The organism is Steroidobacter cummioxidans (assembly GCF_003104955.1).
In genome coordinates this window covers 147,559-173,538 of record NZ_LSRW01000021.1, presented here as the reverse complement: position 1 = coordinate 173,538, position 25,980 = coordinate 147,559, and the positions used below count along the sequence as shown (strand labels likewise).

Annotated in this window: 20 protein-coding genes; 4 read left to right on the top strand and 16 right to left on the bottom strand. The window is 62.5% G+C overall.

Annotated elements, in window-relative coordinates; genetic code table 11:
* Window positions 1-4: 4 nt before the first annotated feature.
* From D0550_RS13470 to D0550_RS13460, 3 genes are read right to left on the bottom strand one after another with little or no spacing between them, the layout of a single operon-like run.
* The gene (locus tag D0550_RS13470) at window positions 5-1,444 is read right to left on the bottom strand and encodes an aldehyde dehydrogenase family protein (RefSeq protein WP_116809703.1); all 1,440 of its coding nucleotides are present in this window, start codon (window positions 1,442-1,444) and stop codon (window positions 5-7) included.
* Between the two features lie 17 nt (window positions 1,445-1,461).
* Window positions 1,462-2,472, bottom strand: coding sequence for a 4-hydroxyproline epimerase (locus D0550_RS13465; RefSeq protein WP_116809702.1), 1,011 nt, complete (start codon window positions 2,470-2,472; stop codon window positions 1,462-1,464).
* 40 nt (window positions 2,473-2,512) lie between these two features.
* Window positions 2,513-3,406, bottom strand: coding sequence for a dihydrodipicolinate synthase family protein (locus D0550_RS13460; protein WP_174842495.1), 894 nt, complete (start codon window positions 3,404-3,406; stop codon window positions 2,513-2,515).
* Window positions 3,407-3,462: 56 nt separating this feature from the next.
* Here D0550_RS13460 and D0550_RS13455 point away from each other — a divergent pair, with 56 nt between their 5' ends.
* From D0550_RS13455 to D0550_RS13445, 3 genes are read left to right on the top strand one after another with little or no spacing between them, the layout of a single operon-like run.
* Window positions 3,463-4,731 (top strand): NAD(P)/FAD-dependent oxidoreductase, encoded by a 1,269-nt coding sequence (locus D0550_RS13455; RefSeq protein WP_322109587.1) that lies wholly within the window; start codon window positions 3,463-3,465, stop codon window positions 4,729-4,731.
* 17 nt (window positions 4,732-4,748) lie between these two features.
* Complete coding sequence (locus D0550_RS13450; protein WP_116809700.1) at window positions 4,749-5,948, top strand: M24 family metallopeptidase; 1,200 nt, start codon at window positions 4,749-4,751, stop codon at window positions 5,946-5,948.
* A gap of 20 nt (window positions 5,949-5,968) precedes the next feature.
* Complete coding sequence (locus D0550_RS13445; protein WP_206606260.1) at window positions 5,969-6,481, top strand: nuclear transport factor 2 family protein; 513 nt, start codon at window positions 5,969-5,971, stop codon at window positions 6,479-6,481.
* A 42-nt stretch (window positions 6,482-6,523) separates the two neighbouring features.
* On the opposite strand, the gene D0550_RS13440 is transcribed toward D0550_RS13445, so the two are convergent.
* From D0550_RS13440 to D0550_RS13390, 11 genes are all read right to left on the bottom strand, one after another.
* Window positions 6,524-7,624, bottom strand: coding sequence for an alpha/beta fold hydrolase (locus D0550_RS13440; protein ID WP_116809699.1), 1,101 nt, complete (start codon window positions 7,622-7,624; stop codon window positions 6,524-6,526).
* A gap of 13 nt (window positions 7,625-7,637) precedes the next feature.
* Entirely contained in the window at window positions 7,638-8,633 is a 996-nt protein-coding gene (locus D0550_RS13435; protein ID WP_116809698.1) for an Ldh family oxidoreductase, read from the bottom strand.
* Between the two features lie 44 nt (window positions 8,634-8,677).
* Complete coding sequence (locus tag D0550_RS13430) at window positions 8,678-10,480, bottom strand: DUF885 domain-containing protein (RefSeq protein ID WP_116809697.1); 1,803 nt, start codon at window positions 10,478-10,480, stop codon at window positions 8,678-8,680.
* Window positions 10,470-12,134, bottom strand: coding sequence for an amidohydrolase family protein (locus D0550_RS13425; RefSeq protein ID WP_116809696.1), 1,665 nt, complete (start codon window positions 12,132-12,134; stop codon window positions 10,470-10,472). Before D0550_RS13425 ends, D0550_RS13430 begins: the two co-directional genes overlap by 11 nt.
* A gap of 73 nt (window positions 12,135-12,207) precedes the next feature.
* Window positions 12,208-15,144, bottom strand: coding sequence for a TonB-dependent receptor plug domain-containing protein (locus D0550_RS13420; RefSeq protein WP_206606258.1), 2,937 nt, complete (start codon window positions 15,142-15,144; stop codon window positions 12,208-12,210).
* 260 nt (window positions 15,145-15,404) lie between these two features.
* On the bottom strand, window positions 15,405-16,388 hold the full coding sequence (locus D0550_RS13415; RefSeq protein WP_161965813.1) for a TraB/GumN family protein: 984 nt from the start codon (window positions 16,386-16,388) through the stop codon (window positions 15,405-15,407).
* Window positions 16,364-18,502, bottom strand: coding sequence for a S9 family peptidase (locus tag D0550_RS13410; RefSeq protein WP_116809694.1), 2,139 nt, complete (start codon window positions 18,500-18,502; stop codon window positions 16,364-16,366). Before D0550_RS13410 ends, D0550_RS13415 begins: the two co-directional genes overlap by 25 nt.
* A gap of 37 nt (window positions 18,503-18,539) precedes the next feature.
* A complete protein-coding gene (locus D0550_RS13405) occupies window positions 18,540-20,078 on the bottom strand; it encodes a TonB-dependent receptor (RefSeq protein ID WP_161965812.1) in 1,539 nt (512 codons plus the stop codon).
* On the bottom strand, window positions 20,069-20,668 hold the full coding sequence (locus D0550_RS13400) for a TonB-dependent receptor plug domain-containing protein (RefSeq protein ID WP_116809692.1): 600 nt from the start codon (window positions 20,666-20,668) through the stop codon (window positions 20,069-20,071). Before D0550_RS13400 ends, D0550_RS13405 begins: the two co-directional genes overlap by 10 nt.
* 59 nt (window positions 20,669-20,727) lie before the next feature.
* Window positions 20,728-21,135, bottom strand: coding sequence for a DUF3830 family protein (locus tag D0550_RS13395; RefSeq protein WP_116809691.1), 408 nt, complete (start codon window positions 21,133-21,135; stop codon window positions 20,728-20,730).
* Between the two features lie 8 nt (window positions 21,136-21,143).
* Window positions 21,144-22,508, bottom strand: coding sequence for an alpha/beta hydrolase family protein (locus tag D0550_RS13390; protein WP_116809690.1), 1,365 nt, complete (start codon window positions 22,506-22,508; stop codon window positions 21,144-21,146).
* Window positions 22,509-22,674: 166 nt separating this feature from the next.
* Here D0550_RS13390 and D0550_RS13385 point away from each other — a divergent pair, with 166 nt between their 5' ends.
* A complete protein-coding gene (locus D0550_RS13385; RefSeq protein WP_161965811.1) occupies window positions 22,675-23,151 on the top strand; it encodes an Lrp/AsnC family transcriptional regulator in 477 nt (158 codons plus the stop codon).
* Between the two features lie 86 nt (window positions 23,152-23,237).
* Here D0550_RS13385 and D0550_RS13380 read toward each other — a convergent pair whose 3' ends face one another.
* Window positions 23,238-24,692 (bottom strand): M20/M25/M40 family metallo-hydrolase, encoded by a 1,455-nt coding sequence (locus tag D0550_RS13380; RefSeq protein WP_206606257.1) that lies wholly within the window; start codon window positions 24,690-24,692, stop codon window positions 23,238-23,240.
* Window positions 24,693-24,710: 18 nt separating this feature from the next.
* Window positions 24,711-25,799, bottom strand: coding sequence for a diaminopropionate ammonia-lyase (locus D0550_RS13375; protein WP_116809687.1), 1,089 nt, complete (start codon window positions 25,797-25,799; stop codon window positions 24,711-24,713).
* Window positions 25,800-25,980 lie beyond the last annotated feature (181 nt).

Here is a 25,980-nt window from a genome sequence, read left to right as displayed (position 1 = left end):
GCGATCATAGCGGTTTCTGATACACGGTCCTGATCGCAGTATAGAAGGTGCGTGCCGCCCGGCCCTGTTCGCGCGGCCCGTAGCTCGACGCCGCCGTCCCGCCGAATGGCGCATGATAATCCACGCCCGCCGTGGGCAGATTCACCATGAGCATGCCTGCGCGAGCGCGGCGCTTGAACTGTTCGGTATACAACAGCGAGCGCGTGCAAATCCCCGCGGACAGTCCAAAGCGGTTTCCATTCAGCGCCTGCAACGCCTCTTCGAATCCGCCGACACGATATACGCCGGCCACTGGCCCGAAGATCTCCTCGTGCGTGAGCTGGCTGTCCACAGGCACGTGATCGAACAAGGTAGGCGCGTAAAAACAGTGATCCAGCGGCTGAGCAGCGCCGCCAAACAGCGGCTTCATGCCATTGTTTTCGAGACCTGCCACTTGGCGGGCGATGAGTTCTTTCTGCCGAGGCGCAGCCAGCGGTCCGATGTGTACTGCCGGATCGCGCGGATCACCCACCTTCAGCGCGCTCACGCGTGCGCGCACGGCGTCGATGAAACGATCCGCGATCGAATGCTCGACGATGATTCTCGACGTGGCCGTGCAGCGCTGGCCGGCAGCGAAGAACGCGCCATTCACGGTGCACTCCACGGCATTGTCCAGGTCGGCATCACCCATCACGATCAAGCCGTTGACGCCACCCATCTCGAGCTGAACGCGACGCGAGCGAGCCGCCGCACCGGCGCGGATGAGATCACCCGTCGCCTGCGAGCCCGTGAAGCTGATCGCATCGATGTCGTCCGCGTCCAGCATGGCTTTGCCGGCCGGGCCGGCACCCAGCAGCATATTGACGGCGCCGTCCGGCAGACCGCTATCAGCGATGATTTCCATCAACGCCGCGGCTGTGGCCGATGAAATCTCGGAGGGCTTCCAGACAACCGCATTACCGAACGCCAGCGCAGGCGCGATCTTCCAGGCCGGAATGGCAATGGGGAAATTCCAAGGCGTAATGGCCGCAACGACGCCCACGGGCGCGTAGTCCACTTCCACCGTGGCGCCCGGGCGCGTGGAATCGTAGCGCTCGCCGACATTGCGCAGCGTCTCACCAGCGAAGAAGTCAAAGATGCGCGCGGCGCGCATCGTTTCACCCCTGGAATCACCCAGTGTCTTACCGGTCTCGCGCGCGATGAGCAGCGCCAAACGATCGACATTGGCGACCAGCGTTCGGCCAATGCGCGCCAGAGCATCTGCACGCGCTTCGATACCTGCAGCTTCAAGTGTAGCGACGGCGCCGCGCGCCGACGTAACAGCTTCGGCTGCGAGCGCGGTGTCGGCCTGTGGCCCGCGAATCAGCAGATCGTCCGGAGCGGCGGGATTGCGCTGCTCGAAGCCAACGGCACCGGCGCGTTCGCGACCGGCGATGTGATGCGTAAGAGTGATCGTTTCAGTCATCGACAAATGCTTCGCTTTCAAACGACGGTGAAACCGGCCCAGAACGGATCGCGGCGGTCGATCCAGAGCGTGTTGAAACCGGTGGAAATTGCCGAACCTTCGATGGACGGAATGATGGCCGGCTGACCTGCAATCGAGGTCAGTTCCTCGACACGTCCGATGAAGCGGCTGCCAATATAACTTTCGTGTACGAAGCGATCGCCCGCACCGAGCCGTCCTGTCGCGACCAGATGCGCAAGGCGCGCCGACGTGCCCGTGCCACACGGGCTGCGATCGATCGCGCGTTCGCCGTAGAACACAGCGTTGCGGCCATCCGCGCCCTCACCTTTCGGCTTGTCGGCCCACAGTACATGACTGACGCCGCGAATCGTTGCTTCGAGCGGATGCACAGGCTCGTATGCAGCACGCACCAGCTGGCGCACGGTGCGGCTCAACTCGACGATGCGCGCAGCACCGAGATCATCGAGTCCCTTGTAAGCGCCTTGCGGCTCGATGATCGCGTAATAATTGCCGCCATACGCGACGTCGATCGACAGCGGGCCGAAGCCGGGCACGTCGATGGCGATGTTACGTTGTGCCAGATACGCGGGGACGTTGCGGATCTTGACGCTCGTCACCTTGAAGCCAACGCCATCGGATGCGGTTTGGTACTCGATGTCGATGACGCCCGCAGGAACCTCGACGCGCAACCGCCCTGGCTTGCGCGGTGTGATGAGGCCGTTCTCCAGACCGAAGGTGAGGATGCCCATCGTTCCGTGACCACACATCGGCAGACAGCCGCTGGTCTCGATGAAAAGCACGCCGCAATCTGCATCCTCGCGCGTGGGCGGATACAGAAAGCCGCCGGACATCATGTCATGTCCGCGCGGCTCGAAGCACAGGCCCGTCCGGATCCAGTCGAAGCGCGCCATGAAATCCTGTCGACGCTGTTCCATCGTCGCCCCCCGCAGCAGAGGCGCTCCGCCCGCGACCAGTCGCACGGGGTTACCCGCGGTATGGCCGTCGATGCAGAAGAACGTATGGCGCATCATTCGACAGGATCCATTACATATATATAACGCTGCAGCTTCAGGCCTTCAGCGTAGGCTGCGTGGCGGCGCATTTCTCCACCATCGCAGTCACCTCTGCACGTCGCTGCCCGCTCAAGGGCAGTCGGGGCATGCGCACGCGCTCGGAACCGCGGCCCATGATCTGCTCGGCGAGCTTGATCGACTGCACGAGGTCATGCTCGGCATCCAAATGTAACAGCGGCATGAACCAGCGATAGATGCGTCGTGCCTGCTCCCAGTCGCCGCGATCCACCGCACGCACGAGCTCGACTGATTCGCGCGGGAAGGCGCTCGTCAAACCGGAGATCCAGCCGCTCGCACCGAGCAGCAATCCTTCCAGGGCAACGTCATCCAGACCGGCCAGCAGTTTGTAGCGGTCGCCAAGGCGGTTGATGATGTCGGTGAAACGGCGCGGATCGGGCGCGCTTTCCTTCACCGCCACGATGTTCTTCAGCGGCGCCAGGCGTTCGAGCGTGTCCAGATCGATCGTCACTCGATAGGCAGGCGGGTTGTTGTACAGCATGATGGGCAGCGAAGTCGCCTCGGCGATCGCCTTGAAGTGCGCGTACAGTTCTTCGGGCTTGGGCACATAGACCATGGCCGGCAGCACCATCAGCGCATCGACGCCGATCTTCTCGGCATCCTGCGCGAACTGGACGGCGCGATCCGTGCTCAGCTCGGACACGCCAGTCACCAGGACTGTGCGCCCTCGCAGGGCCTCGACAGCCGTGCGCAGCACGGCGCGCTTTTCATCGGGAAGCAGCGAGTTGTTCTCACCAACCGTTCCCAGCAAAACCAGACCATCCACGCCATCGTCGACCAGGGCGGTCTGCACTCGCTGGCAAGCCGGCAGATCCAGCGACAGATCTTCGGCAAACTGGGTCGTCACGGCCGGATACACGCCGTGCCACATCGGTTTAGACAAGCTCACTGAACTCCTCCGTTGAAGCTGCATACCGTATACTGTATATGGTCTTCATGACAACTGCAAAAAAGCCAACTCCGAAAACCGCAGTCGTAATCGGCGGAGGCATCGTTGGTCTGGCGTGCGCCGTGAATCTGCAGAATTCCGGTGTCCAGACGACTCTTATTGATCCGCAACGCCCTCACCCAGCCTCCTGGGGCAATGCCGGGCACATCGCGGTGGAACAGGTCGAACCACTGGCGAACCCCGCCACGCTGCGCACTTTTCACAAGCGTCTGTTCTGGCGCGGCGGCGCCCTGTCCCTACCCCCGGCCGACATCGGCACCTGGCTGCCCTTCGCTCTGCGCTTCGTCCAGGCGAGCCGGCCCGCGCAGCATCGAGCCGGTAAAGTGGCCCTCGGCGCAGCGCTATCGGCGGCCTGGCCTGCGTGGCGAAAGCTGGTCACTCTCGCCGATGTTCCTTCGCTCTTGCTGGAAGACGGACACTACGTCGTTTGGGAAACTCCGAAAGGAGCCGCTGCCGGACGTGCCGCGTGGGAGCGCGCCGATATCGGCAGTACAAGCATCCGGGATGTGACAACCCAAGAAATGGACAGCCTTGCTGCACGCATGGCTCGACCGCCCGCAGGCGCCATCCGCTTCAGCGGCTCCGGGCAAATTCTCGATCTGGGCGAACTCGCCAACTCGGTCAGGACACGCTTCAACACGCTCGGCGGTACGCTCTTGCGAGAGAAGGTGCATCAGATACAGACAAGCTCGAACGAGGCGGTGCTGGTTACCGAGACCGGACAGCGACATAGCGCCGATGCAGTCGTCGTATCCGCTGGTGTGGCCTCTGCACCGCTGCTTTCTGGGCTCGGTTATCGTGTTCCGATCATCGCGGAGCGCGGCTATCACATCCACTCGGCCCTGACCGACTGGCCGCTCGGCTCCCCACCCGTAGTGTTCGAGGAACGCTCGATGATCGTGACGCGATTTGCCAGCGGGCTACGCGCCGCCAGCTTCGTCGAGTTCGCGCGCGCCGACAGCTCGCCGGATCCTCGCAAATGGCGGCGACTACGCAAGCACGTCATCGAACTCGGGTTGTCGTTGCACGATCCGCTCTCCGAGTGGATGGGTGCGCGGCCGACGCTGCCGGACTATCTGCCCGCCATCGGCCGCAGTCGTCGCAGCTCAAATCTGTACTACGCGTTCGGCCATCAACACTTGGGGCTGACGCTGGCCGCAGCGACCGGCGAAGCCATGGGCGCGCTGGTACGCGGCGATCACCCTCAATTCGACCTTGCACCTTTCGACATCGAGCGCTTCAGCTGACGAACGGAGAAACATCCATGACACGCGGAATTGGTGGTTCGAACGCTGCGGCTCAATTGGCCGACCTGGCGCGCTGGTCGACACCGGCAGCGCCCATCACGCGCGAGGAGCGGCTCGCCCGCCTCGACCGTGCACGCGAACTGATGGCTGCAAACGCGGTCGATGCGTTGCTCGTCTGCGCTGGTGGCAGTCTGCGTTATTTCGCTGGCGTTCCCTGGGGCGCGAGCGAACGGCTCGTGGCCATGCTGCTCCCCCGCGAAGGCAATCCCATCGTTGTCTGCCCCACGTTCGAGCTGGGCACACTGCGCGCGGATCTTGCCGTGGACGCGGAGGTGCGTCTGTGGGAAGAGGATGAAAATCCTTCGCTGCTGATCGCCGATGCGCTTCGCCAACTCGGAGCGATGCGCCTTGCGGTCGACCCCGCGATGGCGTTCACGATGGTCGAGCATATCCGCAAGGTGGCGGGCTCAGTCCAGCTCGTCGACGGATCCGCGATCGTCGATGGCTGCCGCAGCATCAAATCGTCCGCCGAGCTGGCACTCATGAGGCAGGCAAAAGCGATGACGCTGGAAGTGCAGCGCCGCGCCGCACTCATCCTGCGCGAAGGGATCACAGCAACGGAAGTGCGACGGTTCATCGATGAAGCCCACCGCGCGCTGGGCGCGAGCGGCAGCAGCTTCTGCATCGTGCAATTTGGCCGCTCCACCGCGTTCCCGCACGGGCTTCCTGGCGAATGTTTCCTGCGTGAAGGTGATGTTGTCTTGATCGACACGGGCTGCACGGTTCAGGGATACAACAGCGACATCACGCGCACGTATATTTATGGCCACGCGAATGACGAACAGCGTCGGATCTGGGAGATCGAACACGCCGCGCAGCAGGCAGCATTCGACGCAGTGTCTCCGGGCGCGCCCTGCGAATCCGTCGACGCCGCCGCACGCAAGGTGCTGGAGCGGGCGGGCCTCGGACCGGACTACAAGCTGCCTGGCCTGCCCCATCGCACGGGGCACGGGATCGGGCTATCGGTCCACGAAGCGCCTTATCTAGTGCGCGGTGAGCGCACACCGCTGGCACCGGGGATGTGCTTCTCCAACGAGCCCATGATCGTCGTGCCCGACCGCTTCGGTGTACGACTGGAAGATCACTTCCACGTGACCGAGCACGGCGCGCAGTGGTTCACGCAGCCTTCGCCTTCCATCGATGCGCCTTTCGGCTGACTCAGGTGAGTGCTAAACCCATGTCCCAGACATTCACTACCCGCTCGCGGGTGACTCGTGCGGCACGCTTGGCGGGCATCGGACTCGCATTGCTGATGTTGGCCGCAATACCCACTCAAGCCGAGTCGCCCGCGCATGAAGCCAAGGCCGCTGCCGACGATAAGGCCGCGATCCTGCAAGTCATCGCGCGCATGGAAGATGCCTGGAATCGCGGCGACTTCCGCGGCTACATGGAAGGATTCGCCAACCCGGACGTTGTCTTTGTCTCTCGCGGAGAGTTTCAGAAGGATTGGCAAGGCACACTCGATCACTACATCCGTGACTACGGCGAGTCAGCCGACACGCGCGGCAAGCTGCACTTTTACGACATCAAGATCGAGATGCTCGCCCCCGATGCCGCGCAACTGATCAGCCGCTATCGGTTGGAACGGCCGCGCAACACGCTCGATGGGATCAACACGCGCCTGATGCGTAAGCGCGATGGTCGCTGGGTGATCGCGCTCAACCACGTGTCGGCCAAGCAGGATCGCTAACACGGAGCGGCGCGCAACGCGCGCCACCTCCTCAGCTCGTAGTCACTCTGTCCCCGACTCCGTACGACGAATCAGATCGACGAGGTCGTGCCGCCAGAACTTCGCCCACGTGTGCGTACTGTGGCCGCGAGTATCCGTGCTCGCTTTGATCAGCACGTAACGTCCTTTCGGCATGCGCGCAGCCGCACGCTCGGCAAAGCCATAGTCCGCAGGATTGATGAAATCGTCGCTGGAGTTGATCCAGGTCAGTGGCGTAACGATCTTCTCCAGATCGGGCGACGGATCATAGTTGCGCGATGAATCGATCTGATAGATGACGTCGTTGGCGTCGCGCGTCCCGATGTCCTTTGCGATCCGCTCCAGAATGTATGTATCCGCCTTCTCGCGCGTGTCGTACTGGTTGTGAAGATACAACGGCGCGAAGCCCGCAACCTGCAGCAGACTCACTGCAGTGCGCAGGCCCTGCACGGGCTGCTTCTTATACTTGCCACCCTGCCACGCCGGATCCTGCGTGATCCCCTCGATCGCCGCTCGACGCCACATGCGGTTGTGACCGGCGATCTGCATGGGCATGCAAGCCATCGGCAGCATCGCCTGCACGAAATCGGGATGCTTCACGCCCCAGACGAAGCCGTGCATGCAGCCCATCGAGGTGCCCATCAGCAAGCGCAAGCGATCGACCTTCAGCCCTTCGACGAGCATGCGACGCTGCGCTTCGACCATATCGTCGTAGTCGTACTTCGGGAAGCTCATGCGCATGCCATCGCTCGGCTTCGACGAGCCGCCATGGCCGATGTTGTCGGGAAGAATCACGAACCAGTGCGCGATGTCGAGCGGCTGGCCGGGCCCGAACAGTTCCTGAGCGAACTGCGGCTGCAGAAATTGCCGCCCGCTCCCGCCGGTGCCGTGCAGTACCATCACGGCATTGAGCACCTTGCCATCGGCACCACGCCGCGGCTTACCCAGCGTTGCGTAATGCATTCGCAGCTGTTCGAGCGTCTCGCCGGAGCCGAAGCGGAAATCGCGCAGCTCGACGTTACCTTCGGCGAGCTGAGCCGCATAGTCGATGTCCGCGCTCAACGCCGACGTCGAACACAGCGCCGTGGCCACGAAACCCAGGATCGCTTTCAGGCTCATCTTCATAGATACGCAAACCTCAGTCGAGCAGTGCCCGGATATCCTCGAACAGCTTCCGGGGCACACTGACCCCGTCTTTCAGGCTGCGCGGTCGCGCTTCGTAGCGCCGTTGCGAAGGCAACCTCGCTCCCTGGCGAATGACGCCATCGAACAGTTGCTCGGCTCGCCGCAGATGATCGGCAGCTGCCTCGCCCAGGAATCCGGCCGGATCGATGACGAGGATCAGCTCGCCACCCAGCGGAGAGCACTTCGCGCCGTCGTCCGCAGCCAACGATTCGGCACTCGTAAGATCGCCGATCAAGGGCCCGGCGATCAACTCCACCATCAACGACAATGCCGAGCCCTTGTGCCCGCCGAACGTCAGCATGGCGCCGGCCAGCGCTGCGGTGGCATCGGTCGTCGGCTCGCCGTCGGGACCGACCGCCCATCCCAGCGGAATTGGCTTGTCGGCGCGCCGGTGCAACTCAATCTCACCGCGGGCAACGGCGCTCGTGGCGAAATCGAACACGAACGGGTACGTGCCAGGCCGGGGCCAACCGAACGCAATGGGATTGGTCCCGAACAGCGGCGCCTTGCCACCTGCAGGCGCCACCCATGCGTGACTGGGCGTGAACGCAAAAGCCACCAGCCCCTCATTCGCCAACGCCTCGACTTCGGGCCACAGGGCCGAGAAGTGAACGCAGTTGTTGATGGCAAGGGCAGCAATACCGCTGCGACGTGCCTTCTGCACGAGCAGCGGCCGGCCACGCTCGAAGGCGAGCTGTGCAAAGCCGCCTCGTGCATCCACCCGCACGGTGGCGGGCGCGAAGTCGTGGACTTCGGGAACAGCATCGGGAACGACCTTGCCGAGCTGAATGCTGCGCACGGCGACGAGCAAGCGATAGACGCCATGCGAATCGCAGGCATCGCGCTGACCGGCCACGATCGTCTCGGCGACCACCTCGACGTGCGGTTCCGCCAGCCCGTGTCGACGCAGCACGGAGCGCGCCAGCTCGCGCACTTCATCCAGCGTCAATCTCACTTGATCACTCACGTTCTACACATCCCGTATTCAGTCGCCTATGACCCAGAACAATTGCAGGGCTCACCCTGCGGCGCATTCTCGCCACCATCGGCGATGAACTGCTTCATGCGCTCTTCGAGCACCGGCAACGGCACGGCGCCGATGGCGAGGATTGCATCATGGAACTTGCGCTGGTCGAACTTCGACCCGAGCGCCTCTTCTGCTTCGCGCCGGTGGCGTCGGATCTGCAACTCACCGAGCTTGTACGCCGCGGCCTGACCTGGCCAGGCGATATAGCGATCCACTTCCGTGGTGATCTCGTGCTCGGAGAGCGCCACGTGCTGCTTCATGTAGTCGAGCGCCTGATCGCGGTTCCAGCTGTAGTGATGAATGCCGGTGTCGACCACGAGGCGCACTGCGCGCCACATCTCATAGGTGAGGCGGCCGAAGTTCTCGTACGGCGTTTCATAGATGTCCATGACGGTGCCCAGCCATTCCGTGTACAACCCCCAGCCCTCGCCGTAACCGGAGAAATACACAGCATTGCGGAAGGCAGGACGCTTCGGTCCCTCCAGCGCGAGTGCGCCTTGAAAACTATGGCCGGGCGTACACTCGTGCAGTGCCAGCGACGGCAGCGTGTAGAGCGGCCGTGCAGGCAGGTTGTATGTATTGAACAGGCAGCTCTCGAGACCACCGCGTCCACCGGTGTAAATCGGCGCGAGCGCTTCAGGCACCGGCTGCACGCCATGGCGGAAGCGCGGCAGGAAGCCGATCGTATCCTTCAGCTTCATGTCCGCCTTCTTCACGATGTACGCCGCTCTGCCGAGCAACTCCGCAGGCGTCTTCGCATAGAACTGCGGGTCCGTGCGCAGGAACTCCATGAACTCAGGCAACGAGCCCTCGAAGCCCGTTTCCTTCATCGTAGCGATCATCTCCGCCTGGATGCGCGCGACTTCGCTCTGCCCGATCTGATGGATCTCTTCGGGCGTGAGCTTGAGCGTGGTGAACTTCTCGATCATCGCCTGGTAATAGGCCGATGCATTCGGCAGCTTGGATGCGCTGACCGAGGTGCGCGCTTTGGGAATGTAGTCCTCGCGGACGAACTTGAGCAGCTTGCCGTATGCAGGGGCGACCTGCGAGGAGATCACTTCACGAGCCTGTGCCTGCAACTGCGCCTTTTCGGCGGCTGGGATCGACACCGGCATCATCTTGAAGGGCGCATATAGCGGATTCGTTTCGTCCGCCTTCACGTACGGCTCGATGGTCTTGTCGCGTCCGGTCGCCGACACCTTCGGCACCGTGAATCCTCGCTTCAACCCCGCACGCATGTTCGCAATGTGCTCATCGAAGTACCGCGGCACATCCTTCAGACGACCCAGGTAACGCCGGTACTCGTCCGCCGAGGCATAGCCCTCACGAGGCGTGAACGCGGTCCAGAAGAACGTGTCGGCATTGAACGGCGCTTCATAGTTCTTGAAGCGGATGTCGACGACGAACTCCTCGATGACGGTGCGAAACACCTGCGCGTTGATCCGCTCTTCGGACGAGAGGTCCGCGAGCGGGATCTCCTCCAGCTGCGCAAGGACGTTCGTCCAGTACTTCAAGCGCTCCTGCTGGGTCGCTGCGTCTTCGCGCGGCAGATGATCGCCAGTCGCCTGCCGGCCGCTATCGCCCGGCTCGCGCGCGAACTGTTCCTGACGCCACTCCCATTCGGCGTTGTACAGCGCCTGCAATTTTGCGTCGGCGACACCGACGGCCGTGGAAGATTGTTCGCTGGCGCTAACAGATGTTACCGGCGCAGCAGACACCACGGCCAACGCAAGCGAAGCTGCAATGGCGCGCACGAGATCAATGTTCATGAGATTGCCCTCCGGCAGTGGGTTGTGACGCGTCGGCGGTCTCGATCTTCATGGGGCCGGGCGGAACCTTCCCCTCGGATTTCTGCCGCAAGACCATGTCGCGGATCTCTGCACGCAATGCGCGTGCATCGTAGATGATGCCGTCTTTGACCGTGTATTTGATCCCGCCTACCCGCTCGACCGCGCCGGTCTGATCGTTCAGCCGGATCGTTCCGGTGCCGAACAGCAGCTTGAGGTTGGCGATTGGATTGCCGTCGACGATCACCAGATCCGCCTTGCGCCCGACGCGGACCACGCCGAGCTCCTTGTCACGTCCCAATACCTTGGCGCCCGACTGCGTGGCAGCGCGAATCACTTCGAGCGCGTCGAAGCCAGCCTCGCGCAGCAACTCCATCTCCTGGGCATAGCCGAAGCCGTAGAGATTGTAGATGTAGCCACTGTCGCTACCCACCGTGACCAGTCCGCCGCGATTCTTGTACTCGTTCACGAACTGCATCCACAGGCGGTAATTCTCTTTCCACGCCATCTCTTTCTCGGTGGTCCAGTCGAACCAGTACGAGCCGTGATTGACTCGGCTCGGCCGATACCAGTCCCACAGCGACGGCAGCGTATATTCCTCGTGCCAGCTCGCGCGGCTCATCCGCATGAAGTCGCGGCTGGTGAGGTAGGCGGTGAACGTGGGGCTGAGCGCAAAATTGCGCTCGAGCAGCGTGTCCATCACTTCGTTCCACTTCTTCGAGCCCGGCGGCGAGGTCTGCTGCCACAGGCGCCCCGACTCGGCGAAGCGCATCTGCTCGTCCGTGTTCACATAGTCGACCGGCCAGCGCTGCAAGGCTCGGTCAGGGAACATGGCTTCGGGCAGACCATACCAATGCTCCATGGAGTCCAGTCCATGAGCGGAGGTCTGCAACACATTGGCGTAAGCAACCATGTGCTGGGCGTGATGCATCGTCGTGGGCAGGCCGATCTTCTCGGCCTCATCGAGCGCTGCGTACAGCACGTCCTCTTCGGCCGAGATGAACTTGACCCCGTCCGCGCCGCGACGCTTGGCATCTCGTATCGCACGCCGCGCAGTCTCCACATCGTTCACGGGTTGATCGAGGATTTTGTGGAAGAACGGATACACATCGATTCGCGGTGCGACGATCTCGTTGCGCGCACTGCGCTTCTTGATATCCACGAGCCATTCGATCGGACGGTCGCTGCCGAGGTCGCGGATCTGCGTGATGCCACTGGACAGCCACAGCTTCAGCACGTAGTCGGAGGGTACGTTCTGTCCATCGTTCAGGCTGTGCAGATGACCGTGGGTGTCGACGAATCCGGGCAGCACGTAGTGCCCGGTGAGATCCAGCTCGTAATCGCCCGGTGCGGCGCGCAGCTTCGGATCGATGGCACCGGGCGCACCGATGGAACGGATCTCAGCGATGCGATCGCCGGAGAGCACCAGGTCGAAGGGGCCCTGAGCAGGAGCGCCCGTTCCGTTGACGATTGTGACATTGCGCAGAACGATGCGCGGGTGTGGCCCCGCTCCCTGGGTACGCGGCGGAATCGGATCCGCGACGAGCTCCTTTTTTACATCCGCCGCACCCCATGCAGCGGAAAACAAAACTGTAGACAGAATCAGGCCGCTCAAGGCGGCGAAGGTTTTTTTCATTCCGGCGTTCTCGAGGGATTCTGATAGAAGGGCCGCGCGGAACCAGTCCGCGCGGCCCTGCATGCGCTACGGATTAGAACTTCATCCTCGCGCCGATGAAGTAGCGTCGACCGATGACGTCGTACAAGGACGGATCCGTGTTCGTGTCGCCGGCCAATGCCGTGCCCAGGATCGGCGGCTGATTGTCCAGCACGTTATTCACGCCGCCGATCAGCTCGACACCGCCAGGCATCTCGACCGCGCTGGTGAGATCCACGTACCACTCTTCCGATGCCTTGCGGACCGGCGAGTTCACGCCCGGATACAGCTGCATGCCACCCAACATGCGAGTGTTCATGCGCACCATCAGAGGACCGCTGGCGTAAGTCGCACTCAGGTTGAGCTTGAAGTCCGGCGTGCCGAACACGCCGTTGCCCGTACAACCGCCGCCGAAACGGCCCGCGCAATCCACCGGCTGCTGCCCGGCGAACAATGCGGTGGACCGCTCGAACAGCCAGCCCGCAAGAGCGCTCACATTGAGCCGCGCGGGAGAGCCGCCGAGATGAGCGAACGGCAGATCGAAACCATAGTCGACCTGGGCATCGACACCCTCGACCTTCAGCAGGCCGATGTTGTTGAGCTGCGTGGAGATGAAGCTGATCTGACCGTTCGAGAAGCGGTCGATCGAACGGCACGTCGCCGCGTTCGGGTCCAGACGCGCGAAGCAATCGTTCAGCGTCTGATCGGCGTTGATGCGCGCAATCGCGTCCTCCACCTTCACGGAGAAATAGTCCACGGCGATGTTCAAGCCAGGCACGAAGTGCGGCGTGAGCACGACACCGAAAGTGAAAGTCTCGGACTCCTCCTCTTTCAGGTTCGGGTTGCCGCCCGTGAATGCTTCGAAGCCGACGTTGGCTTGCGTGAAGGTCGGCAGATCCGCCGCTGGCACGCCCTGCGCGATACAAAGCTGCTGCTGCGCCGGCGTCGGATTACGCGAGGCAATACACGGATCCACACCCGTGGCGAAGCCCGTGTTCACGGGGCTCTTCAGCTCGTTGATCGTAGGCGCACGGATCGCCTGGTTCAAAGCGGTGCGGAAGCGCACCCAATCGACGGGAGCGTACTCGAGCCCCGCCTTCCAGGTGACCACGCCGCCAACGGTGCTGTTGTCGCCACCGTAATCGGAGTAACGCGCCGCACCTTCGAATGCCAGCGTATCGGCCCACGGCATGCGCGAGAGAATCGGCACGCGGAACTCAGTGAACACTTCGGCGACATCGAAAGAACCCGCCATCCCGGCAAGCGACACGGAGCCATACTCGTTGGCTACATCGAGCGGGCTTGGATTGAACTCGAAGCCATCCTCACGGTACTCAACGCCAACGGCCACGGCGACCGGGCCCGCAGGCAGATTGAACAGCTCGCCGCTCAACGTCGCACCCGCCACTTTGCGAGTGAACTCTTCATCGCTCGCACGCACCGGCGCGATGAACCCCGCCGCTTCCGCAGAGATCGAGCCGAGGCCGAAGATATTGACGGGAACGCAACCGAGCACCTGCGAACGGCACACCACATTGCCGTTGCCATCGAACGTGGTGTCGAGGCCCAGGCTGAGCCGGGAGCCGGAGATCATGTTAGTGGTGCGGTTGTCGGCACGATTGCGCTGGTACTGGAAGAACGAGTCCCAGTTCCAGTTCGTGCTCAACATCTCGAAGTCGCCACGCAGGCCCGTGGTAAAGCTGAGCGAGTTGCGCTCGTAGGAGTGCACGCGGGGGCCCAACTCGTCATAGCGCCGGCCGGCGCCCTGGATCGAGGCTGTTCCCGTGCCATTGGGATCGAAGATGTTGGCGTTGTTCACGAAGAAGTCGCGCACGCCCGGCAGCAAGCCGGGATTGGTCGCGTAGTTGGGTACGAGCAGGATGCCCGCGCCTGCGCCCGGCGTCACTGGCGTGGCCGAATCCGGCGCTTGCTGGAAGGCGTTGCGCGAGTTGACGAGAAAAGCCTCGCCGTACATCTCGACGCGATCGTTCAGTTGATAACGACCCAGCGCCGTGGCCTGCGTGCGCTCGAGGGGCCGCAGCAAATAGTTCAGATCGGCGTAGTTGTATGCGTCCTGCGGATTGCAGTAAGGCTCGACCATGCCGTTCTCACCGAAGCGCACACCGTTGACGCTGGTGCACGCGCCGCCGGGTGTGAGATCCACGCCGACGAGTTGACCGAGCTGCGAACTGCTCAGACCGATGCGCGTCCCCGGAATGGCGCTCGAGCCGCCGGGCAGCAACTCGTTGCCGACAGTGTCCAACGGCACGCGGGAGAATCTGCGAGCGGACTGATAAACCGGATCGCGCTTGGTGTACGACAGCGAGAACGCTGCGTTGCCCCGCCCTTCGGCAAAATTACCGCCGAACGTCAGGTCGACCTTCTGCGACCCACCGTCACCCTCGAATGTCTCACCGAACTGGTAGTTGACCTCCACACCCTCGAAGTCATTGCGCAGCATGAAGTTCACCGCGCCGGCAATCGCATCCGAACCGTACACCGCCGATGCACCGCCCGTGATGACCTCGACACGCTCGACCAGCGCATCGGGAATGGACGCGAGATCGACCTGACCGTCGGAGTTCGCGGGAATGAAACGCCGGCCGTTGACCAGCGTCAGCGTGCGCGTCGCGCCGAGACCGCGCAGATTGGCTGTGAGCACGCCCGAGCCGCCACCGCTGTTGACGCTGGAGGTATTGCCCGAGGCGAGCTGAGGAAATTCGTTGAGAGTGTTCTCCATCGTCACGTTGCCGGACAGCTTGACTACGTCCTCGCCGATGACGGTGAGCGGGCTCGGTGCGGCCAGATCGCTGCGGATCAGGCGCGAGCCGGTCACGAGAACTTGTTCCACTTCGGCAACCGCCGTATTGGTGGTTTGCGCTTCCTGTCCTATCGCCGCAAGCGGCGCCACCAGACTCGCTCCACACAATACGCTGACGCCAATGGGCAAGATGCGTCGCTTCGAAATCGCTTTGGGTCGTGTGTTTGGCACGAAGATCACCCCTTTCTTGTTGGTCCCCAGGTTCGCTGACGTTTGGGTGCACTCCCCCGTGTCAGCCCGTGGGCGCGCTGAAAGAAACGGTGCAAGGGAACCCCTGCCCCATCAAGTATACGGAATACGATATACTGACTATGACCCGGGCTTGTCAAACGGATTGGCGCAAATGCGCGACCAGTGATCCGCTTGCCGCCAAAACGAAAAAGCCCCCTGGCGGGGGCTTTTCTGGTGTGGGTGTGGGTGACGGATCGCGGTCAGCTCGGCTCCTCCACGAAGTACCCTGCCGCGCGCAAACTCGACACCACGCCGTTGTCTCGCCAGACGAGGTGAATTGGCAGCACCACGAGTGTCGTCTCATTTCGGTTCAGCGCCCGTTCGAGTGCGCTGAGCAGTTTGTTCTCGGCCTCCCGCTGCAGTCGTACGACGTCCTCTGGCCCGAGGAACGGCCAGCTGTAAGCCAACGACTGGGCGTAGGAAGCATCCGCCTCCACCAATGTTTGCAACACGGGCATGTCGCCGGTGGCCCACGCGTTCGCGCGAGCCCGCGCCTGCGTCATGTCGACCTCCAGGCGGTCCATCGTTTCGACCAGATACTTGACCGCATTCTCGCGAGAGCGGCGCGAACTGCTCTTGTCTGGCGCCACAGGTCCCATTTCATACTCCAGCCGCCGAATCGGCACTGTATGGGAGCCTGCAACTTGATAGATCCTGCGCCACACGTCGTCTGCATAGCTCAGGCCAATCCGCTCATAGGCTCGGGCGCGCAACAACAACGCCGCCGCCGTTGGCAGCAGCTTCTCCGTCTCCGGATCCTCGCCGATATATTTGTCTCGCAGCGATAGCCACCGGGCATGGACTCGCCGCGGCAGCACGTCTTTCAATTTGGCTCGCTGAGACTGATAGGGCTTATCGTCCTTGACCCGCAACGAAGCCGAGTACGGCCCGAGCACTTCGTTCGATGCTGCGATCACCGCCTCCACCTGCTTCGATCGCCACACCATGCCCTGTGGGGTAGGCACATACGTGCCAAGAATCCATAACGTATGCGCCCCCTTTGAAACTTTCCAAAGCCCCGGCCCGGGCTGCTCGCCCAGCACCAGCACTTCTTCGGGCACCCCGACGGCAGTACGCGCGTCATCGCCCTCGACCGCATACGCATTTAACAGCACCGTCTGCAGCAAACAGACGAATGCGATGTAGCGAACTGCGATCCTTACGATCCTTCTCTCGGTGCGCATGCAGGACACCATCCAGCCGTTCCTGCGGAAATGATAGCCGAGCTCGTGAGGTGCCGCTCCAGCCATTCTACGATCAGATGCAACCGCGCGATTCTCTGACGCGGCGTGCCATCCCGACTCATGCCGTGATTGGAATCGGGAAAGACAGCGAGCTTGGCCGGCTTGTTCAGCATCCGTAATGCCGTGTAGTACGCGAGCCCCTGCCCAAGCGGTGTGCGATAGTCCTGTTCGTTGTGAATGACGAGCACAGGCGTAGTCACATTGCCAACCAGCGACAGCGGTGAGCGCGAGTGGAACGCTGCCGGATCCAGCCAGGGCATGGTCGAGAACTGCGTGCTCAGCAGGGTCGACGCGTAGTCACTCGTCACGTTCAATGAATACCAGTCGGTGACTGCGCGCTCGACGATGGCTGCTGCGAACCGATCGGTGTGACCGATAGCCCAGCCAGCCAGTAGACCGCCGCCACTACCGCCTGCGATGGCAAGGCGCTGTGGATCGGCGTACCCGGCCGCGACCAAGTCATCGACGATGGCCATCAGATCGCGATGGTCCTCGCCTGGATACGCGTTCTGAATCGAGTTACCGAACTTCGCGCCATAGCCGGTGCTGCCGCGGGGATTGCCGAACGCAACCGCAAAGCCGCGCGATGCGAGCACCTGGAACTCATGGAAGAAACCGGTGCCGTACATCGCATGCGGTCCGCCATGCACATAGAGCACCGTCGGGTAGCGACGACCGGGTTCGAAGCCCGGCGGCATCATCAGCCAGTACTGAATCTTCTGCCCGTCGGGCGACACACTCTCACGCTCCATCAACCCCGCAAACGGCAACGATGGCGCCAACGTGTTCTCATGCGAGGTTACGATCCGCGGCAACGATTGCGCCTTGCCTCGTTCGGCAATGAGAGCAATCTGAGCCGGCTGCGTGGGCGTGGCGAACGTCGCCGCCACGAGGCCAGAACGACCCACCGTAAACTCCGACAGATCCCCCATCGTGTGCGCCGAGCGCCGCTCCACTTGTCGACGCTGTGGGTTGACCCGATACAAATGCGTGGCACCGCGGTCCGCTGAAATGAAATACAACCAGCGACTGTCGGCCGACCAGGCCAAGCGCTCGCCAAGAACGCCGGGCGCGGCGCTGTCGCTGATCATGCCCTCAGTCACACCGCGTGGATGCTCGATTCGAATCGGCTGCGCATCAGGCTCGACCAAAGAAAGCAGATACAGCGAGTAAGGCGTGTAGCTGCGCGGCGTGTCTCCTTCGTCGTAACCGACATAGGCAAGCCAGCGCCCATCGGGTGAGACTCGCGGCGATGTCGCAGGCCCGCGTCGTTCGACGACAGCAACAGGCGGTGCCGATCCGTCGACAGCGACGCTGTAGATATCGGTATCGTCCGGGCGTGCGTCGGCGTCGGGTCGATTGTTCGCCACGAAGTACAGCCGACTGCCATCCGGCGACCAGACCGGCGAGGCGTGATCGTAATCACCTTGGGTGATTCGGCGGCCGCGATGTGGCGTGCTGCTCGTGGCATCGGCGGTCCACAGTTGCACTGCGCGATCCGGACGAAAGCCGAACTCGCCTTCCCGGCGATATAACAATCTCTCGGAGACTCGAACGACTGGCTCTGAGGCTTCCGCTCTCGCCTCGCGTGCGGTGTAAGCAATGCGCGACCCATCGGGCGACCATTCGAAACTGCTGACGCTCTCGTCGCTGGCGGTCAGTTGGCGCGGCTCGCCACCCGACATGTCGAGCGCGAAGACCTGAAAAGCACCGTTGCGATTCGACAGAAACCCGAGACGCTTGCCATCCGGAGACCATCTCGGCGAGCGATCCGCAGCAGTGTGCGCAGTCAACGCGCGATCCTCGCCGGTCGGCGTCACGACGTGGACGTTGTAATCGTAGCCCCGGCCCTCGGCGTTCGCCCGAGCGAGCACATAGGCGATCGAGCGCTCATCCGGTGCAATGCGCGGATCAGCGACGAAGGACCATTGCATCAGGCTGTCCGCGCCCAAGCCGGGAACTCGCGACACTTGCGGCGGTACATCCGCCGCTGCCGTCCACGCTCCGCCGACCAGCAGCACCAGCGCTGCCAGTCGTGCACAAGATCGACTCATAGTTTTCTATTCTCGATGAAGATCGACCGCGACGGCCTCAGTCGAAGCGGAATTGCACTTCGACACCGTAGGTACGCGGCGCACCGAAGGCGGCCACGCCCGATCCAACCAGCGCCCGCAGGTTGTAACCGGCAGTGATATAGCGCTCATCCGTGAGATTCTTGCCGTAGAGCGACACTTCCATACGATCAAATGCGGTGGCGTACGTCACTCGGCCGCTCAGCAACCCGAAGCCGCCCTGCGCCAGATCGGCGTGGTTGGTGACATCGAGGAAATGCTTGGAGCGATAGTCGTAGCCGCTGGCAAACCTGAGCGTACCCTCGCCCACATCATGCGAGTACTGCGCGGCCAGGCTGTATGTGGTCTCCGGTGTCTGCGCAAATTTTCGGCCGGCAAGATCGTTGCCTGACACGTCGTGATACTCGGTGAACTCGGCATCGACCAATCCAAGGGTTGCCTGCAGCGTGAGATTTCTGAGCGGCTGTGCGATCAGCTCCAGCTCCACGCCGCGCACCTCGCCTCGCGGCGCATTGCTCGAGATGAAGTCGATGTTGTTGGGCTGCGCCACGAATGTTTGCAACTGGATGTCTTTGTAGTCGGAGAAGAACGCCGAGCCGTTCAACTGCAGTCGATCCTCCAACCAGCGGCTTTTGACACCGAGCTCGTAGGCCCAGACGGTTTCCGGCTCCAGCGCGCGAAACTCCGGCAGCCGCGAGGCACGCGCATTGAACTGCCCGGACTTGAAGCCCTGCGAGGCGGTCGCATACGCCAGCAGCGAATCGGTCGCCTGGAATGCCAACGACAGCCGCGGCGTCAGCTTGCTCCAGCTATTGTCGATGGCGGGCGGCACAAAGGTGCCGTTGACCAAGGTCATCTCACGCTCGTCGTAGGTGTACCGCAGTCCCGCAGTCGCCGTCAGCCGCGGCGTCAGCTGGTAATCGAACTGACCGAAAGCAGCATAGGAGGCGTTCTTCGGCGCCGTGCCGAAGTCCAGCACCAGGGTGCCGTCGAACACGTCAGTCACCTCGGTGTAACGAGCACGCTCGCGAAAGCCATAGAGGCCGACGATCCATTTCAAGCGCTCATCCGCGGTCTCTCCGAGGAGCTGGAACTCCTGCGACAGCTGCTGCTGATGAAAGGATGAGCTCTGTACGACCAGCCGCGTCGGCCCACCGTCCAGATCGGTGATGAGCTCCTCGTCGATCTCTCGATAAGCCGAGATCGACACGAACGTGAAATTGTCCGTGGTGTAGCGTACATGCCCTGCGATGCCCACGCCGTCGCTGTCGGCACGCCCTTGCAGATCGTACGCACCGGTGAACGGATTGCTGCTGCCTTCGACGAGGGTCGGCCCAGGTCCTACCCGCCGCAATCCCGGCTGACCATCGCGCACGCGATAACCATCGACGCTGAGCTGCAGATCCAGCGAGTCCGTCGGCGTATAGCGCAACTGCAGCCTGCCCGTCGCCGTCTCATGATCGTCGATCTCGCCGCCGGTCAGGGTGTTCCTGGTATAGCCATCGCGCTTCGTACCCGAAGCGGACGTGCGCAGGAATACGTCAGAGCTCAGCGGCACGTTGAGATACGCACCCGCAGAACGCTCGTTGTAGTTACCGACGCTCGCCTTGCCACCCGCGGCGAACTCATCGCTCGGGCGCTTCGAGACGACGCTGATGGCGCCGCCGATCGTGTTCTCTTTCCATACAGCGTGCCTTGCGGTCCACGCAGCACCTCGACGCGCTCGATGTCCAACAGATCGAACTGGCTGCCGTTCATGCGACCGAGATACACGCCGTCGACATAGACGCCGACGCCCGGATCGGCGCTGACGAGCCCATCGTTCTGACCGATGCCGCGAATGAAGATCGGGCCGCCCGGGCGCGTGCCAGAGCGAGTCATGCGCACGTTCGGAGAGAAGCCGCCCACTTCCTGCAGGTTGACGACCTGACGCTGTTCGAGCGCGCGCGAATCGAGCGCGGTGATGGAGATCGGGACGCGTTGCTGCGACTCTTCGCGCCGCTGCGCCGTCACGACAATCTCATGGATGACCGGTTCGGACGTCGTCTGTTGTGCCTGCGCTGGCAACGAGACGCTGAGACCTGTAACAACGGCGCCTGCAATCATCGAATGTCTGGCAGCAGGGTGGAGAATGTGGCCGATGGTCATGAAAGCTCCTGGCAATGGACAGCTTGCTTCGTGTTTGTTTTGGTTGGGGTCGCCGTCGCTCACGGCAGGCTGAGGCGCAGCGTCTGACTGCCCGCCCACAACACCTCGTGACCGATCTTCGCCAGCGACTGCCCATCGTCGATCAACGTAATGACGTGGTTACCGGCGAGCGCGCCGGCCTTGCTGGCGAATGCAGCCGCCCCATAGGGCACGAGAATCTCCGGCTCGCTGACGCCACCGCCGTAAATCAGGATCTGTCCTGGGCGCGGATAGCAGGTGCAATTCTCCGGCGGCAGTGTCTGCGTCGATGGAAACGGCGACCACATGGCCTCGCCGCTCCAGCGCGCGTGGATGATCGGTCGTTCCAGCGGCAACAAACTTTCGAGAAAAGCGACGCTGCGAGGCGCTGCGTCTCGCTCCAGCCGGCCGAGGAATCGACGCGTGCCGATCTGCACGTGAATGGTCATGGGACTCTCTATTGTTTTCTGGGGGTCAACTCGGCGCAGCCGAAGCGGCGCGATGCCAGCTTGCGGTACTCGATCCAATCCGCGAGCAGCTCGAAGTAGCCGGGCGAGTGCTGATCCAGCTCCTTCGGGCCCTGAGGCGTGCTCTCCACTTCGATCATTCCGTGATCGGCATGCGGAAACACAGCGAGATCGATCGGCGCGCCCTGCGACTGCAAGTCGCGGATGATCTGCTGCGTCGACTCGCTCGGCGCCTCGGTATCGTTGCCCGCCAGCACCCACATCAGCGGCACGTTCACCTGGCGCAGCGTCGGCAGCGGGTCGTAATCAAGGTCATAGTCGAAGCTGAACATCGCCTTGACTGCAGGCATGTCCGCGTCGGAGGTATTGGCGAGCTCCTTGGTGTAGTCGCCCGTCAGCGAGTCGAGACTTAAGTCCCGGTACCACTGTTCATGGCCGTAGGCTTCGCGTAGTCGTCGCAGATCATCGAGGCCATCCTCGAACCGCGAGACCATGATGCGGTCCGTTGCCGCCACAACCTCTTGCGCCCGCGCCTGCACGTCTGCACCGTAACCGCGCATTTGCAGCCCCTGCATCACTTCCATGCGATTCTCTTCGCGCAGACTGACTGCCAGTCCGTAGCTGACGATGACGAAGTCGACAGGTGTTCGAGTCGCGGCGAGCGGCACCACCCAGCCCCCTTGGCTCTCCCCCATCAGGCCCAACGGCAGATCAGCCATCTTGGGCATGGAACGAACCTGGCGTACTGCTGCGCCGACATCGTCCGCCAGCGCACCAAATTCGACGGTGAAACGACCGGTCGAGCGTCCGGTGCCACGCTTGTCGAATACAAATACCGCGATATCGCTCAGCGGCAGCAGATGCTGGACATAGTTGTAAACCACCGCGGATCGCGCGCTGCCGCCTGCCTGAAGGACTACGACCGCATGCGGCTTTCGCGATGCCGGCAAATGTAATTCGCCGTACAGCTGCGCATCGCCGCTTGCGAAATGCACTGGCAACACGGAGTGGTCGATCCGCTTCGCCTTCTCATGCGGCCGCGTTCCCCGCTGCACCAGCAGCGACTTCGCGCGGCAGCCAGCGACAGTCACTCGCATTGGCGGCGGCTCGTCCTGCGACCAACCTGGAGCGGACTGGAACTGCGTCGCGCTGATCGCTTTTAGATAACCCGTGCGCCCATCGCGAAGCCGATAGCGCAAACCCGATTCGTCACTCGGCGTGAGGATGAACTGCGTTCCATCCGCAAGCGCATACGCTCCGGCATGACACGCATTGGATGGAATGGTGGGCGCGGCACCGGCGGTTGCGATGCCGAGCGTGAGCATCACGCCGACGGCAACGAGGAATCTCGACATCAGACCTGCGCCCCATTTGCACTATTTGCATTGCTTTTAGGCTAACAGCTGCACTAGCCTTTTTCCGGCGCAGTTGAATCCTCAAACGCCGGATTCAGGCGTGATGCTGGTTGAAATTGCGATTCACTGTGCCGCCGACGCTCAATTATTTCGAACGAGACCCTCGATGACAGACGCAACGCTCGACAACCTCGATCGACGGATCCTGATCGCGCTCCAGGAAAACAATCAACTCTCTGCAGACGAGCTCGGCGAGCGCGTCGGTTTGTCCGCCTCGGCCGCGCAGCGACGGGCCAAACGATTGCGCAGCGAGAAAGTCATTCTGAACGACGTAGCGATCGTCGATCCCAAGGCGGTGGGACAAAGCGCCACCTTCATCGTGGAAGTGTGCCTGGAACGCGAGAACACTGAGGTGGTGGCGAATTTCAACCAACGAATGCGGCGCGCGCCGGAAGTGCAGCAGTGCTACTACACTACCGGCGATGCCGATTTCATCGTGGTCGTGGTGGGCAGAACGCTGGAGGACTACAGCGAGCTCATCGACCAGCTGTTCGTGCGCGATGAGAACATTCGCAAATTCAAGACCAGCGTGGTGCTCTCGCGCGTGAAGGCGACGCTGGCGGTCCCGATCGCGGAGAGTTGATCGGGACCGCGCGCAGCGAGTACGGACATGCGCCGGACTCGCTGCTCAACGTTTGAACAGGATGTTCAAACGTTGACATCGGATCATTAGCGACGACGCTTGCCCGGACCGGCCAGCTCCTTGAGCATGCGATCCCAGTGATCCAGGTTCGAGTAGAACGCGTCTACTGACATGCGCTCGTCCTTGCCGTGCAGTCGCAGATCATCCGGCACGACCACCCAAGTGCCATCCACGCCGTAGGTCGGAATGCCCACTGCGCGAAACTCGGCGCCGTCGGTCATTCCGCTGAGCATGCGAGGAATGATGGGCGAACCCGGAAACCGCGCACGAACGGCATTCGTATATGCGTTCAGCACATCCTTGCGCAGCGGCGATCCTGGCGCGACGGTCTTCACATCGGTGGCGACGATTTCCACTTCCGGATCGTTGACGACGGAAGTGAGGATGCTCCGTACCTCTTCGGCCGACGTGCCAGGAAAGACGCGACAGTTGATGGTCGCCGTGGCCGTCTGCGGAAGCGCGTTGAATGCATGCCCACCCGTGAGCATGGTGGCAACGCAAGTGGTTCGGGTCGTTCCAAGCTCACCCATCTGCGTCTCGATCAGATCCGCCGCGGCCCGATCGGATGAATCGCGCGAGAAGCGACGCATCGCCTCGGCCACTTCACCCGAGTACTGCTTCGAGACTTCGGCGAAGTAAGCGCTGGTAGTCTCGGTGACCAACGGCTCGAACTTGTACGCGCCCACCTTCTGCAACGCCGCCGCGAGCTGATAAATGGCATTGTCCGGTCGCGGCCGTGCCGAATGGCCGCCGATATTGCGCACCGTCATCTCATACGTCATGGACGTCTTTTCGGCGGTCTGGAACGCGAAGCCCAGATTGCGACCGCTGGTATCGAAAGCGCCGTAGCCCGCATCGGTGTTGAGCGCGAATTCAGCGTCGATGAGCTCTCGATGCTGGGTTGCCAGCATGTGCGCCGTGCCGAGCGTGGTCTCCTCATCGCCGGTGAATGCGATGATGAGATCGCGATTGGGGACGAACCCTTCCGCCTTGAATCTCAGGAACGCCGTCGCCAGTGCCGCGACGCCGGCCTTGTTGTCATTGGTGCCGCGACCGTAGAAGTAACCATCCTCTTCGATGAGTTTGAACGGGTCCTTGCTCCAATCCTCGGGGCGCGCGCCGACCACATCCATGTGCGCGATCAGCAGAATGGGCTTCTTGCCGGAGGAGCCATCGCCGCGATAGCGAACCACCAGCGTCACGGTTTCGCCCAGCGGCAGCACGTGCAGGTCCGACTGCGGGAAACCGGCTTGCTTGAAGCGCTCCTCGAGGTACGACGCCAGCACCGGCACCTGCCCCTCACCCGCCACCGACTTCACGCCGACCACGCGCGCATATATTTCTCGAGCTTCGGCGCGATGATCGAAAGCCGCAGCGGCCTTCTTGCCAGCGGCGCTTGCCTGCTCAGGTGCACCGATCAGCACACTGCCCATCGCCAGCGCCGTCGCTGCCAGCGCGATTGTTCGGAAATTCGATTTCAAAGAGTTTCTCCCGTTCTTCTACTGCGCCGGCGGTCCGGCTTCGGTCGCGAGCACCAATACACGAGCGCTGGCATCGAGGCCCAGTTTGCCCGCAACTGCTGGCTGCCGCCGCATCAACTCGAGCAGTCCCGCAAATCCCGCAACACCCGTCGCGCTGATGTCCAATGCCGCACCCTGTGGCGCTGGCAATTTCAAACGAGCGACGGCCGCGAGCGCCGCATCGTCATCGACGGTCATGAATGCATCGACTCGGTGCGCAAGGGCCGGCCAGGCGGCGAGCGACGCTTCACCTACCGCGAGCATCTGCATCCTCGTCTGCAAGTCGCCCGTGATCTTCGCAGCTTCGAAGCGTAGCGCGCTTTCCAGCAAACATCCGGCCGTGTCGGGCTCGACCACGACGAACACCGGCCGTCGCTCGCCGAGCACATCGCTGAAAGCTCCCACCAGACCCGCCGCCAATCCGCCGACGCCGCCTTGTATGAAAACATGAGTCGGCAGCGACTGCGCATCGAGTTGTTCGAGCAACTCGAGCACCATCACGCCGTAGCCCTGCATGACATGCAGCACCGTGTTGTCCAGCGGATCGCTGGTATCGGACACCAGAAGCCAGCCGTTGCTCTGAGCGGCCGCGCGTGCGATGCGCACTGAGTCGTCGTAGTTACCCGGCGTGCGCACCACCTTGGCACCGAGCGCTTCGATCGCCTTCACTTTGTGCTCGAGCGCACGCTCGTGCATGTAGATGACGCTCGAACAGCCGATCTGGGCGGCTGCGAAGGCGACGGAGCGGCCGTGATTGCCCTCAGTGGCACAACATAGCGTCACCGCTTTTGGATCGGGCAGCTGCCGCACTCGGAGAATCGCGGCATATGCGCCGCCTAACGCCTTGAAGCTGCCCTGGTTGAGCCGCTTCGATTCATCCTTGAGCAACAGCCGCCCGAGACCTAGCTCGCTCGCGATACCCGGCAGCGACACTACCGGCGTCGGCGCATATTCGCGCCAGCGGGCGATCTCACCACGAGCCTGCTCGGCGGCGGCCCTGGACGTGATTCTGATCTCGGCGGAGGTACGCTCGCCACGCGAGGCCAATGGATTTAGCGCAAAACGCATTCGGATCGGTCGTCTCTTCTGTGCCAGGAAGAGCGTCAGAATAGACAAGCCCCGCGCGGATCAACGTCGTTATGCCCCCGTCCGCCGCCGGATTTCCGCGTTCACACCATCGCTTGCACGGATTGCCGTTGACGTCGCCACCGCGAGCTTCATCTTCCTTCTCGGCCTACTGCCAGTGGCT